This is a genomic window from Fictibacillus sp. b24 (genome assembly GCF_030348825.1).
In the GTDB taxonomy this organism is placed as follows: Bacteria; Bacillota; Bacilli; order Bacillales; family Fictibacillaceae; genus Fictibacillus.
On sequence record NZ_JAUCES010000005.1, the window covers coordinates 3,761,690 to 3,774,879 of the forward strand.

12 protein-coding genes and 2 riboswitches are annotated in these 13,190 nt (G+C 38.9%); of the genes, 5 read left to right on the forward strand and 7 right to left on the reverse strand.

Translation table 11 applies throughout. The annotated features are described in order from the left end of the window. The first annotated feature begins 65 nt into the window (after positions 1–65). Entirely contained in the window at positions 66–290 is a 225-nt protein-coding gene (locus tag QUF49_RS19730) for a hypothetical protein (protein ID WP_289497394.1), read from the forward strand. 18 nt (positions 291–308) lie between these two features. Continuing rightward, positions 309–410, reverse strand: a riboswitch (purine riboswitch). 103 nt (positions 411–513) lie between these two features. On the opposite strand, the gene guaA is transcribed toward QUF49_RS19730, so the two are convergent. The 5 genes from guaA to QUF49_RS19755 all read right to left on the reverse strand — a co-directional run bounded on the left by guaA (position 514) and on the right by QUF49_RS19755 (position 8,069). Next, complete coding sequence (gene guaA, locus QUF49_RS19735) at positions 514–2,043, reverse strand: glutamine-hydrolyzing GMP synthase (protein ID WP_394605829.1); 1,530 nt, start codon at positions 2,041–2,043, stop codon at positions 514–516. A 151-nt stretch (positions 2,044–2,194) separates the two neighbouring features. Then, positions 2,195–2,296: riboswitch (purine riboswitch) on the reverse strand. Between the two features lie 40 nt (positions 2,297–2,336). Beyond that, positions 2,337–4,532, reverse strand: a complete 2,196-nt coding sequence (locus QUF49_RS19740; protein ID WP_289497396.1) for a DUF4129 domain-containing transglutaminase family protein — start codon at positions 4,530–4,532, stop codon at positions 2,337–2,339. Further along, positions 4,519–5,790: a DUF58 domain-containing protein gene (locus QUF49_RS19745; RefSeq protein ID WP_289497397.1), complete on the reverse strand. Its 1,272-nt coding sequence runs from the start codon at positions 5,788–5,790 to the stop codon at positions 4,519–4,521. The genes QUF49_RS19740 and QUF49_RS19745 overlap by 14 nt, the downstream gene beginning before the upstream one ends. Continuing rightward, entirely contained in the window at positions 5,790–6,764 is a 975-nt protein-coding gene (locus tag QUF49_RS19750) for an AAA family ATPase (protein ID WP_289497398.1), read from the reverse strand. Before QUF49_RS19750 ends, QUF49_RS19745 begins: the two co-directional genes overlap by 1 nt. A 597-nt stretch (positions 6,765–7,361) precedes the next feature. Further along, positions 7,362–8,069 (reverse strand): hypothetical protein, encoded by a 708-nt coding sequence (locus QUF49_RS19755; protein ID WP_289497399.1) that lies wholly within the window; start codon positions 8,067–8,069, stop codon positions 7,362–7,364. 332 nt (positions 8,070–8,401) lie between these two features. Here QUF49_RS19755 and QUF49_RS19760 point away from each other — a divergent pair, with 332 nt between their 5' ends. From QUF49_RS19760 to arr, 3 genes are all read left to right on the forward strand, one after another. Further along, positions 8,402–8,929 (forward strand): ECF transporter S component, encoded by a 528-nt coding sequence (locus QUF49_RS19760; RefSeq protein WP_289497400.1) that lies wholly within the window; start codon positions 8,402–8,404, stop codon positions 8,927–8,929. A 144-nt stretch (positions 8,930–9,073) separates the two neighbouring features. After that, positions 9,074–10,255, forward strand: coding sequence for a DUF4317 domain-containing protein (locus tag QUF49_RS19765; protein ID WP_289497401.1), 1,182 nt, complete (start codon positions 9,074–9,076; stop codon positions 10,253–10,255). Between the two features lie 201 nt (positions 10,256–10,456). Beyond that, complete coding sequence (arr, locus tag QUF49_RS19770; protein WP_289497402.1) at positions 10,457–10,873, forward strand: NAD(+)--rifampin ADP-ribosyltransferase; 417 nt, start codon at positions 10,457–10,459, stop codon at positions 10,871–10,873. Positions 10,874–11,297: 424 nt separating this feature from the next. Here arr and QUF49_RS19775 read toward each other — a convergent pair whose 3' ends face one another. Together QUF49_RS19775 and QUF49_RS19780 are read right to left on the reverse strand one after the other, a co-directional pair. After that, positions 11,298–11,897, reverse strand: a complete 600-nt coding sequence (locus QUF49_RS19775) for a hypothetical protein (RefSeq protein ID WP_289497404.1) — start codon at positions 11,895–11,897, stop codon at positions 11,298–11,300. A gap of 387 nt (positions 11,898–12,284) precedes the next feature. Next, on the reverse strand, positions 12,285–12,650 hold the full coding sequence (locus tag QUF49_RS19780) for a hypothetical protein (RefSeq protein ID WP_289497405.1): 366 nt from the start codon (positions 12,648–12,650) through the stop codon (positions 12,285–12,287). 325 nt (positions 12,651–12,975) lie between these two features. Between QUF49_RS19780 and QUF49_RS19785 the strand changes: the two genes are divergently transcribed. Further along, a complete protein-coding gene (locus QUF49_RS19785) occupies positions 12,976–13,155 on the forward strand; it encodes a hypothetical protein (protein WP_289497406.1) in 180 nt (59 codons plus the stop codon). Positions 13,156–13,190: the final 35 nt, after the last annotated feature.

A 13,190-nucleotide genomic window follows, 5' to 3' on the forward strand; every position in this document is an offset into this window, starting at 1 on the left:
CAAAAGTCGCTTATGACTCGAGGTGTTTGAACTTTGCTTCATTGACAAGTTGATTGGAGCGCAAGGTGCGAGACTCCTGCGGGACGAGTGGGACAGGTGAGACCCTTAAAGGCGCAAAGCGACAAGGGGCTCACCGCCCGCCCCGCGGAAAGCGAAGCACCTGGAGCGGAAATCAACCACTTCCAAAAACAGCTCAGTTCAAACAAACAAAAAGACCCAAGGGACTAGCCCCTGGGTCTGAATACGTAAGAGTTAATGAAACTATGCATATGCAAAAAGAACATAAATAGTAGATAGAGCACATGCGTGAGGTTTCAAAAATCCTTCGTAGTCAGACCATTTACGGCAGTCTGGTAGAAACTTTCGGGCCATATCCCCGAATTTATACGTAGGAAATACATTTAGTTTTTATTTACTACTTGAGTATAGGTCGAACTTTGTCGTACGTCAAGCATTTTTACGAATGATTTTATGTTATTTTACAATAATCGTTCGTGTTTTCGCATTTTAGATCTACTCCCACTCGATTGTTGCAGGTGGTTTTGAAGTAATATCATAAACGACGCGGTTGATGTGATCTACTTCGTTAACGATACGTGTAGAGATTTTCTCTAAAACGTCCCAAGGGATACGAGCCCAGTCAGAAGTCATTCCGTCGATCGACGTAACCGCACGGATTCCGATCGTGTAATCGTACGTACGAGCATCACCCATAACACCTACACTGCGGATGTCAGGAAGTACCGTGAAATATTGCCACACGTCACGATCTAATCCAGCGTTCAAAATTTCTTCGCGAAGGATTGCATCTGATTCACGAACGATTTCGAGCTTCTCTTCCGTAATTGCACCAAGAACACGGATTCCTAGACCTGGTCCTGGGAACGGCTGACGCCAAACGATGTGTTCAGGAATACCAAGCTCTGTACCTACTTTACGAACTTCGTCTTTAAATAGTGTGTTAAGAGGTTCGATCAATTTGAACTGCATGTCTTCTGGAAGTCCGCCAACGTTATGGTGAGACTTGATCGTTTGTGCTGTCGCTGTACCGCTCTCTACGATATCTGTGTATAGCGTTCCTTGAGCAAGGAACTCGATGCCTTGAAGGTTAGACGCTTCTTCATCAAATACATAGATAAATTCATTACCAATGATCTTACGCTTCTTCTCTGGATCTGATACACCTTCAAGTTTGCCAAGGAAACGGTCCTTTGCATCAACTTTGATGATGTTAATGTTGAATCCTTCACTGAACGTCTTCATAACTTGATCTGCTTCATCTTTACGAAGAAGTCCATGATCAACGAAGATACATGTCAGCTGATCACCGATTGCTTTATGAACAAGTACTGCTACAACAGAAGAGTCTACTCCACCTGACATTGCGCAGATTACTTTTTTATCGCCAACAACGTCACGGATCTTCTGAATTTCATCTTCAATCCAGTTTTCCATCGTCCAGTTGCCTTCACATTCACAAACGGATTTTACGAAGTTATCTAGAAACTCGATGCCGTACTCAGAATGACGTACTTCTGGGTGGAATTGAACACCGTAAAGCTTACGAGACACATCACTCATCGCCGCTACAGGACAAGAAAGACTTGTTGCGTCTGTTACGAAACCTTCTGGTGGCGCTACAACTAAGTCACTATGGCTCATCCATACGACTTGTTGTTCTGGAAGGTTTTCATAAAGCTTGTTTGTGTTCGTAATATTAATGGAAGCTTTTCCGTATTCACGGTGGCTCGCGCGCTCTACTTTACCGCCAAAGTGGTAGCTCATCAGCTGCATACCATAACAGATACCAAGCACTGGGATATCCAAATCAAAAATAGCTGGATCACAAGCTGGTGCTCCTTCTGCATAAACAGAGTTAGGTCCACCAGAGAAAATGATTCCTTTTGGGTTCATCTTCTTTATCTCTTCCGCTGTTGTAGTGTGCGGATGCAATTCACTGTATACTCCTAAGTCACGGATACGACGTGCAATCAACTGATTGTATTGTCCACCGAAATCTAACACAACGACCATTTCGCTCATTACGTGCAAATCATTCGTTACGCTCATGTACTCACCCCATCTATTAGTGTCAGCTATAGTATCCGTCAGCTTGTCTAACTTTATAAACAAAAAGAATTCTACCCTTGTTTTCTACATACAAAAACAAAGGCAGAATTCCTTAAAATGTAGCTATAAAGAATCCTGCCTTCATAGTCAGGTCGTTATCGGCAACCCGGTAGAGACTCTCGAACCTTATTATCGAGGATATACGAAGGAGAATAATATCTGACGCTATAATCTTAAAGACATTCTAACAATGCCTGTTATAGCGGTCAAGGGCGGATTCTTTTAATTAAATTTTCCCACAATTCTCTATGAAAATCATTCCATAGATCTGTTCGTTTATTTGGACTGAATTGAACACCTTCATACGCTTTTGCAAGGATTCTCATGTCCTTCGTATCAAGCTCCCGGTCCACGTAAAGTGCGTACTCTCGCAGTGTAAATGCAGGTCTTCTTTTAATGCCATACACGCGTAAAAGCCATAGCAATCGTTCAAATGCATCTTCAAACGTTTCGGAGCCTTGCTTGCGTTTATAACGCCAAATCGTATACTGTCGGAGCCATTTTCTGCGGAACAAGTAAGCCAGTCCAGCGATGAGCATAACTGCTCCTAGTAATATGGCTGCTCCAATTCCTGCTGATTTTAAAGTGAAACCAGAATTCGAGTCCTTACTTGAGTTAGAGTCCTGTTCTTTCGCAAGGTCTTTTTCAGGCTTTTCAGGCTGATCAGGAACTGCTGCAGCAGGTGCAGAGCTTTGCTGATCTTCTTCCGGCTGGAACGGGTTATCGAATCCGCGTGTCGGCTCGAACGGCACCCATCCTATTCCTGAAAAATACACCTCTACCCAAGAGTGGGCGTTAGCATTTGTAACGGTGTATTCGCGAAGACCATCATTCAATGCCTCAAATGTACCTGGTGTAAAACCCTTCACCCAGCGTGCTGGAATGCCGACAGATCGCAGCATGACGACCATGGATGTTGAGAAGTTATCACAATAGCCCTTTTTTGTATCAAAAAGAAACTGATCAACGTAGTCCTCATTACCCTTTGGCACAGCTACTTCAATCGTGTTATAACCATACCCATTTTTTGCAAAATACCCTTCAACCGTTTTGACTTTATCGTAAATGGTCGGTTGACTCGCAGTTACGTTTTGGGCAAGATCTTTAACCCTTTGCGGTAGCGATTCTGGCAGCTGCAAGTAATTGGATGTTACATACTCTGGATATTGATTCGTTGAAGCTTTTAGCTGTTCTTCCTTTAAGACGGGCAGCTGATAATCCATTTCGTAAGTAGAAAGCTTTTCTTCTTTTCCTGCTCGAAACGTAGAAATCTTTCCACTCACACCATCTAACTGAAAGTTCGTTTCTGAACCTCCCTTAATGCTTTTCAGCTTTCCAGGAATCATAAGAAAAGAGTATTCTTTTCCTTTTTCAGCTTCGATTCGTGCTTTGTGGTCCTCCATCTGAAGTCCGTCTTCCCAGATTCGTGTGTAATCCGTATCTGCGTCAGGAAGACCAGGTTCAACAGCTACAGCCTGGGTTGGTATCTTATTCTCCCACCCTTTTCCCGTGTAGAATTCTTTCGTTTCAATTCGCCAATAATGCCTTCCGTTATCGAACGTTTTAAAGATTGGCGTATAGTCGAATTGAAAAGGACCTCCGAGCTGGCTGTCATTTTCCCCATAACCAATTTTAGCGATTCCCGAACCTTTTCCTAATCCTTCTCCATCTTCTTTACCAGACATATTCTGAATGAACGGAACAGGGTCTGGCCAGATCGGTGACGCTTTTGGTGCCACATATCCTAGAACGGATGACAAGGCGATGACCCCTGAGAGGGGTGCCACCCATAGAATCGGAAACTTCCCTTTCAATAGGGAAAAGCCTTGCGTTTCAATAATCTTCATCATTCTTAAGATGCCGATAAGAATCAGGCCGATAAACACGGTACGGATGATCGCGAATTTCCCATCATAGACTGTAAATGTATCGAGAATGGAAATATAGATTACGGTAATCAAGAAGAACACAAAGATACGGCGCGTTTGGACAAGCCAATAATGCATCAAATAACTCACGAGCCACAGCAGTACAAAAAATAACAAACTTCGGGTCAGTGACGTCATATCGTTCCAGTTTCGCTCCGAAAATAGACCCAAGTTGTATTGAATATCCTCTATCAAAAACGGAACCCACTTAAAGGATAAAAACACATCAAAAAAGTAAAGAGAGTGGAGGGCGTACAACAGAGCACCCAATTTCACCGGAAAAGAGATCCAGAATGGCAGCTGAAAATACGTCACAATAAACAAAAAGAACGTGTACATCACAAATATTTGGATATCGCTCGTTGTTGTAATTTCTTTAAGCGGTCTCAACCATTCCCATAAAAGAAGAAATCCTAATCCGTAAAGAACTAAAACATGCAGATTTGAAGCCTGCTGCTGATTAGATTGAGGCATACATACCACCTGCCTTCAGCGATTCGTTAAAGTCAGACCCTGTGATCGGTGTTATTGGAACACCAAACTGCCTGATCCTTGAAATATACGTGAGATCTTGGCTATTAAGCTTCTGGTCCAGCGCTAAATAAAAGAAAATAACATTCGTTTGCTGTCTGGATGCTAAGAGTTCCAATGTTTTCATCGTGTACTCGGAAAGATTTGGCGAAATAATGAGAGCCGTTTTTCCTTCCATATGCCCTACCATGTATTTCTGCTTTAGACGTTCTTCAAAATGATCCGTCACATTTGCTTTCACTTTTGCAAGTTCGTGAAAAATTCTCCACTCTTGCTCAACCCCAATGTTCATCGAGATTTCTTTTCCTTGTAAAGGATGATATCCGATTGAACCACCTTTAGAGATCGAGTAATGAACAAGTGACGCAGCAAGTGAAACACCTCGTTCAAATAGCCAATCGTTTGTGTCATAACTTTTTTCACAATGGTCTAAAACGATTACAAAATCATCATTCCGCTGCTGCTCAAACACTTTTGTCAGCAGCTTATTCGACCTTGCACTCGCCTTCCAATGCAGCCAGTTCATTCTGTCACCCGCTACATAATCACGAACGCTTACAGTAGACGTGTAATCTGTAAACGAACGTTTACCTACCTTTTTCATACCCGTTTGAAGCATCTTGCCCGTTTCCCACCGCTCAATTTCTTGATATTGAGGATACACAAAGATTTGATCTTTGACGGATACAGTTGTGCTTTTTAATACAAATCCAAAGATATCGCCGGTGCTCACTTGAATGTGGTCGAACTTAAATAACCCGCGTGGCGCAGGATTGATCGTATACGAATATTCCATATGTTTTCGGAACAACGGAAACATTAGGATGCGGGACTGAACTTGATGCGTATTGCCTTCGTATCGTGTTTCACGCAGCAAAATCTCTGGCAGAACATCTTCTAACACGACATAAAAGAGCGGAAAATTGCTGCGCCGCTTAACGACGATCGTCACTTCCACTTCTTCTCCTGCCATCAGCTTGCTTTTTGAAATATAGCGCTCAATCTTCAGCCTCTGAATGGGATAGAACGCCATAGTAATGGAATAAAGAACGAGAGGAAGAACGCTGTAAAATAAAAACCAGCTGACGAATCCTCCCTGAAACATGGCAAAAGAAAACGTAACTAGCAGTAAGAATATAATCCCTGAAAACCCAATTGGTGTTTTATAACGTTCCCAAATTTTTTTGAGAAATGCTTTCATTACGCGTGTTGTTCCTTATGGATTGGTGCAGGAACGCGTGCCAAAAGATCTTTGATCACTTCTTGGGCGGTTATACCTTCAAAATGGGCTTCAGGTTTTAAAAGCACACGGTGTACAAGAATAAACGGTGCCAAATATTTCACATCATCAGGGATGACAAAGTCACGGTTCATGAGAAGTGCAAATGCCTGTGCCGCTTTTAATAAAGCGAGTGATCCACGCGGACTTACTCCTAGAGCAATTGATTTATGATTACGCGTGCGGTTGATCATATCGACGATATATCGCTTGATCGAATCCGATACATAAATATTTTTGACCGCTGCCTTCAATTCTGTGATCTCTTCTGATGAGATGACTGGTTTAAGAAGGTGAATCGGGTGTTCGTTTCCAATCACGTTTAGGACATTAAACTCTTCTTCTGGTGTCGGATACCCCATCGTAAGCTTCATTAAGAATCGGTCAAGCTGTGCTTCAGGAAGCGGATATGTTCCTTCATATTCAATCGGATTTTGTGTAGCCATTACTAAAAACGGATCGGGCAAAATGTGCGTCTGGCCGTCAACGGTCATGCTCATTTCTTCCATAGATTCTAATAGTGCGGACTGTGTTTTAGGAGAAGTACGATTGATCTCATCCGCTAAAATTACGTTTCCAACTAGTGGACCTGGTCTGAATTCAAAGCTCATATCTTTTTGGTTATATATCGAAACCCCCGTCATGTCCGACGGCAATAGGTCAGGTGTAAACTGGATACGGTTAAAGGTAAGTCCAAGCGATTTTGCGATGGAACGAACCATCATCGTCTTCCCTACTCCTGGTACATCTTCAAGTAATACATGGCCGCCTGCTAATAACGAAACAAGTGTTAACTCTGTAACCTGCTTTTTACCTACCATAACTTTTTCTACGTTTGCGATTACTTCTCTAAGTTGAGGATGATATTCGTATGTCTTTTCATTTCTAGCGTTCATGATAGACTCCCCTCTAACATTTCTGTCTCTCTATTAGATATATTTTTTCTTCCTTTAATAATTCGCATCACAGAAGTGGTATTCCTTGTTTTTTTTACAAAAAAAGAGAAAATTCGGGAGATTGTAATAATGAATATAATTTCGAACAGATGTATAAGTAAAAAAACATTGCGGAATCACTTCATTCTCTGATAACAGTATGATCATGTGAAGATTTTCATTAAATAAAACAAAAGAGTTCCTAGCAGCAATAACTGCTAGGAACTCTTTTTACAATTTGTCGATAAGAACGCAAAATTTGTAGATATTTCTCGGGAAATGACTGTAAACTTGTGACCACAAGGGTTTTTTCTGCATATCGGGTAGCGATATGCTATCTATATTTAACTACATAACTATCTATAACACTTTAGTAAAGAAGATCCATATCGCATGACGCTATAAGCTTGATATGGTTTTCATCTCCTTAAGCTTCCATATCGTCTTATGCTATGTGATTCATCCTTATCTCCTGTTACTTTTATAAGAAGCATTTCGCAAATACATGGAGTTCCACTATTAACCCATAGCTCATATCGCTAGGCGATACATAAAAATCTACTTGCGAAATAAGGAAAGAAATCCTCCCCATTTGTCTCTTGGTTTTTCTATCGCTTCTTCTAAACGCTTATTAAAATCATTTTGAGAACGCCACTCTCTTGTCTGTTCTTCTCTCATATTTTGTATTTCTTTTTGTAGAAGTTCACTTTTTTGTTGTTCTTGTTCGAGCAATGTTTCGTAATGCTCTTTTTGCTGTCTCGTTAATGTTTCAATCTTAGCATTGGTCTTTTGTGCTGCATTTCCAACAGTAGAACTTATAACATGGTGATCTTGCTGGAGTCTCGACACTGTAAGTTTAAGCTGTGACATATCGTTTGTAAGTTGGACGTTCATTTCCCTTGTAGCTGCCAGTTCATTAGCTAACACCATTAAGACCTCTCTTAACTGATGGGGGTCTTGTGGTAGATTTTGGTATGTATCGGGTAGCGCTACGTCTGTTGTGCTGGTTTCTTGTAATCTTTCGTTTTGGTCACGCACAAGATCCTTCGCTGTATCATCTAATGGCTTGTCTGTATCGCGTAACGATATAAGCGCTTCAATATCAGATTGAACAAAGATACGGCGATCTCCATCCTTCAAAAACTCGTATCCGTTCCGTTCTAAGATTTGGCCATACTTCCGAACTGTAGGAGTGGCGATCCCCACTTCTTCTGCCACTTCCTTGGAAGAAAACGCTCGTTCATTCACTTGTATATCACGTCGCATATCGGGCCTCCTTTTTCATACATATCTATTTGCTGGTGTATCGCCATGCGATACACCTTTAATAAGCGGTTAAGCAGTCTATTATAGAAGTTCGAAGTGAACACCATCGATACGTCTATGTTACTTAGAGTTCTTCATTTTTATCTCTGCCCCTTCTTAAACACCATAATAAAAATATTTTATTTAAAACTACCAAAAAAATAGCTATTTTCTTAACAGTAAGAGATAGATATAATGGATAAGTGGGAAAATTCCATCGATATGGATGACTAGATTAAAATACACTTCTCTTGAAGCTGTGTAATAACTATAAAAAAGAAAGAGGTAATGATGTGAATACAACATACTCATCAATAGAATCTACTAAAACAAAGACATTAGTGATTAATGCACTTTTCGTTGCACTGACTCTTGTTGCAACGATGTTCATCAACATAAAGCTTCCGATTGCAGGAAACGGCGGTCTTATCCACTTAGGAAACATTCCTCTATTCGTAGCAGCATTCGTCTTCGGCAGAAGAACAGGTGCTATTGCTGGGGCTTTCGGGATGGGATTATTTGACCTTCTATCCGGCTGGACGATTTGGGCTCCGTTCACGTTCATCATCGTTGGAGCAATGGGCTATGTAGCTGGTCTTATCTCTGAAAAAGTACCTGGCAAACGAGTAATCGTCTATTCCATGGCAGTTGTCGTAGCTATGCTCATTAAAGTGGTAGGCTATTATTTTGCGGAAGTTGTGCTTTATAGCAACTGGGTTCAGCCTTTCGGATCCATTCCAGGAAACGTTTTGCAAGTTGGATTCGCTGGACTTATCGTAGTTCCGCTTGTAGCTCGTATTAAGAAAAGAATTTTATTTTAGAAAGAATTCATTGCACCCTGTAAAGTAGTACTTAGAAAAAAAGACTACTTTAACGGGGTGTTTTTTGTTGATACACTTTGTTTAGAGAAATGAATGTGCCTAAATCAAAAGACTACTTATAAATTCTTAGGAGTGTATAGAAGCATGAATAAAAAAGATATCGCTCAAATACGAAAACAGTTCAAAAAAGAAAATGATTTGCTCAAAATCTCCAGCATATTTAATGTGTATATCACGAAAGAATCAAGCGAGATCTATCATCACGTGAGTCAGCCTTTTGAGATGCTAGATGCTGAGCAGCAAGAACTCTTTTTCAATAACTTTAAAAAATTGCTTGGTGGAAATCTCGATGAAAAGCTCTTTGAACTTAAATTCAAAAGGGATGCTGAAAATAACAGCCAGCTCATTCTGCATCAAGGACTGCTTGCAAGTGATACGGAAGACTGGAAAGAGCGCATGCTTCAAATGGTGGGGAAAATGCTTTTAAACAGGCAATATGAAAAGGATATTGTTATTACCTTTATTAAGGGAGAATACTATAAGCCGACAAAGCGCAAAAATGATGAGGCGGAGATTAGTGAACGAGATGCGGTCTATTCCTTCCCCTTTATTTTGTGCAGCATAAACAATACTCAAGAACCGAAGAAAGAACTGCTCTTTGATTATGTGGAAAAAGAGTTTAAGTACAATTTCGTGGTAGATCCTGTTATTAATCTTAATGCGCCGATCGGAGGATTTCTCTTCCCTTGTTTCAGTGATAATGCGGCAGACGTGAACCATATCCTGTATTCAGCAGGCAAAGTTCATGAGCCCGATTATGAATTCATAGTGGACGTTTTAAATGGCGAAGAAATCATGACGGCGAAAGACGATAAGATCGTGTTTGAAGAAATTATTAAAGACGTAACGCGAGATCAATTAAATACATCCACTCTCTCCAATGTGTATGAAGAGATTAATCGGATGATCGAAGAAAATGAAGAGGAAGAACACCCACGACTAGACTCCAAGGACGTTGAGCGCGTTTTGAAAGCAAGCGGTGTTGAAGACATTAGTGTGGAAAAGGTTGAATCAGCTTTCCAAAAAGTGATTGATGATGATAAATATGAAATTAAAGCTAGCAGTGTGGTGCCTAAATACAACTCAAAGTCTATTAAGATTGACACAAAGGTAGCTAAAATTTCAATTAGTCCACAAGATTTAAGGTATGTGAAACAAGTGCAGCTTAGCGGTAAACGTTACCTTATGATTGAAGTGGAAGAAGATACGGTGATTGAAGGGTTTACGATGATTCCGGAGGCTTTTGGGGAGAAGGTTGAGAAATAGCATTACAAATAGTTGAAAAAGCTTCTCACAAGTTGTTTTGAACTGTGAGAAGCCTTTTTTATTTAAGTAAGGTTATTTCGTTCGAAACCATTCTCTTTACTTTCATTATATTATGAATATCAAGGGATTTATAGGCTGTTTTTTCCAACGTTCCTGCCCTAAACTGTTAATTACAAGTCTAATAATGAGAGGTGTATCGGTATGAACGATAAAAAAGATTTCCTAGATAAAGGTCCATTCTATCACGGTACGAAAGCGGAACTTGCAATTGGAGATCTTTTAGAACCACATCACTTATCTAATTACCAAGACAAAAAATCAAACTATATCTATTTCACGGCAACATTAGATGCGGCTAAATGGGGTGCTGAATTAGTAACTTCAACATCAAAAGAAAGAATATACATTGTAGAGCGATTAGGTGAATTTGAAAATGATCCGAACTTGACTGACAAAAAATTCCCTGAAAACCCAACTCGCTCTTATCGGTCTATGTCCCCTTTGAAAATAATAGCTGAAATAGGCTCATGGGAGAGACATTCGGATGAGCAAATAGATCATATGCTTACATCATTGAAAAAATTACGTGAACAAGGTAAAGATTTAATATTGGATTAATACTTATGTATCTAATCTATAAAGCTAATCACAAAAAAAGCCTCTCATAAATCGAGAGGCTTTAAAATTTCAAATAAAGCTTACCAAGGGCTTTGGCGTTATTACATCATGCCGCCCATTAAGTTTCATGGTGTAATATGTTTAACCATAGTAGAGGACAAGCTCGTAATATCAGCTTTTGACAAGTAAGAACTGTAACATCTTTAACTTGGATTAGTTCGATTTACTGTATTTCGTTAGCGAAATGTTAGCATGTTGTTAGCAAGTAACGAGATATATGTAATTTGACGATATAAAAAGCGATGCACATTTATTGTGCATCGCTTCAATATGTCCAGAGTGTATGTGGCAACACAAGGGTGTTGGTGAGTTAAAATCTATTTCGCTTATTAATACAAATGAAGTAAGGAAAGTAGATTAGATGTTACTTCTTAAACATAAGCACAATAAACCAAAATATTGAAAAATAAGCAGTTAAATTGTAAAAGATTGTTTGCGCCTCTTTGTTCCACAATATTGATAAAAATAAAGCACTAAACATAACTATTAAAGCACAAAAAGTAAAGTTTCTAAATTTAGGTGATAGCATTGATGAAATATCTTTACTAAATGTATATGCAATAGCCCAAAACAGCAACAAAGCCCATATTCCCAGACTATAACCTGAATGCATAAGTTTAATGTTTATTATGGTAAAAATAACTTGTATAATTGCTCCTAAGATCATAGCCGTTATTATGTATGTAGCCCTCCTATTAAGAGGGTTGTTAAGAAATAGTCGCCCAATATACCTTTTATGTTCCTTTGCCCCTAGAATATTATCGTACCTCTTAGCTATTGAAAATACTACCAGAAAACCAATGGCCAAAGAAATAGCCAGAATATGTATGACCCCATGTTTAGTAAAGTCAGTAACATATGAAAATGTCAGATATTCCTTAGGGGTAATCACCAAAAGTACTATAAAATAAAAAAACAAAAAAGCTATAAAAAACCAACCAATTTTCCTTTTAAATTCTATCAAACTATATACATCCCCTTTATCTTTTATCCCGTATAGTTCTTATGAGAGATTTAACTATCTATCATAAAGCCATCTAATTTATCTATTACTTTGTAGTTGTTGTATCAACTTATGTAACTTTTCATACAACAATTGATATTGTGAAAATATAGTATTTAAATCCAAATCTAAAACATAATTTCCTGTAGGGTGGCCAGAATCATAACTTGCCTAATAATATCCAAAAAAGCAAAATGTAAGTTAGATTTCTCAAAGCCAAACCCTTCAAATAGTTTCTCTTTATTTCGAGTGTATTTGTATAGCCCATCCAAGCGTCTATGAGCTTTATCTACGTTTACTACGTTCTTTTCAAAATTCACAATTTCCGTAGCAGACCCTTCTCCATTTTTAAGAAAGCCAATTATCATATATAATATTAGGATTTTTAATTTTTTTCTCAAAGCTATCTAATTCACTATTTGTACTTCTATACGGAAGTACCTTGATATTAATACCAAAAAAATCGTACTCTGGAGTCTCAATATAAATTTCCGCATAAACATCCCTTAAATAACTCTCATACTTTTGAACCTCCTTCTTTAAAGTAATTGGTACTCTTATATCAACATACTCCTTACACTGCCATGACTTAGTTGTAAATGAGCTGGTTTTATCAAAAGTTATTTCTGAGCTAGCTAATAATTGTAAAAGCTCAAGCTGATTATCATGTTGTAGATATTGCTTAAGTGAAAATAAATATTCTTCCTCTGTCATGTATTATCACCTCTCTAATTAAAGTTTTCATATTTTAATAGATTATTCAATACAGAAGAGACCCATTCAAATCTCATTATACCCTAAAACCTATATTTACCAATAATTCGACATAAAAATCCCTGTAGTTAAAACTTGTTTATTTAAAATCAAAAGGTTTTATTATACTCACAAAGAAAAATCCTACTTAGGTCAGAGCTGCACCCTCTGTCAAAACGCTGTCGTTTTAGTAGAGTCGACATGAAAAAACTACTATAATTACATATTGTTTTACGTGGGAATGCCCTTAAATCACGATAAAAAAGAGGTAAGGTGAGTTGAGCCGATGCAGAAAATCAACGTAGCAATCATTAGGCAAGGTCTTTCTGCTGTTTATGACTGGATTGCTAGACTTAGAGAAGTGGGAACGACTTCTTGCAGTAACGGTTCGGTTGGAGTTTCGATTGGTTACGACCAATGGTGCTTGTCACGATATATGTGGGCGAAACTACATATGCTTTTATAGCAAATGACAAGTTGAAGAGATTCAGGTATTAAACA

What these genes read in the sequence shown, in the direction of transcription:
- QUF49_RS19755 (WP_289497399.1), bottom strand. Translation starts at nt 8,069, where the DNA reads ATGCGACGTGATATACAAGTGAATGAACGAGCGTTTTCTTCCAAGGAA.
- QUF49_RS19780 (WP_289497405.1), bottom strand. Translation starts at nt 12,650, where the DNA reads ATGACAGAGGAAGAATATTTATTTTCACTTAAGCAATATCTACAACAT.
- QUF49_RS19740 (WP_289497396.1), bottom strand. Translation starts at nt 4,532, where the DNA reads ATGCCTCAATCTAATCAGCAGCAGGCTTCAAATCTGCATGTTTTAGTT.
- QUF49_RS19765 (WP_289497401.1), top strand. Translation starts at nt 9,074, where the DNA reads ATGAATAAAAAAGATATCGCTCAAATACGAAAACAGTTCAAAAAAGAA.
- QUF49_RS19750 (WP_289497398.1), bottom strand. Translation starts at nt 6,764, where the DNA reads ATGAACGCTAGAAATGAAAAGACATACGAATATCATCCTCAACTTAGA.
- QUF49_RS19785 (WP_289497406.1), top strand. Translation starts at nt 12,976, where the DNA reads ATGCAGAAAATCAACGTAGCAATCATTAGGCAAGGTCTTTCTGCTGTT.
- arr (WP_289497402.1), top strand. Translation starts at nt 10,457, where the DNA reads ATGAACGATAAAAAAGATTTCCTAGATAAAGGTCCATTCTATCACGGT.
- QUF49_RS19745 (WP_289497397.1), bottom strand. Translation starts at nt 5,790, where the DNA reads ATGAAAGCATTTCTCAAAAAAATTTGGGAACGTTATAAAACACCAATT.
- guaA (WP_394605829.1), bottom strand. Translation starts at nt 2,043, where the DNA reads ATGAGCGAAATGGTCGTTGTGTTAGATTTCGGTGGACAATACAATCAG.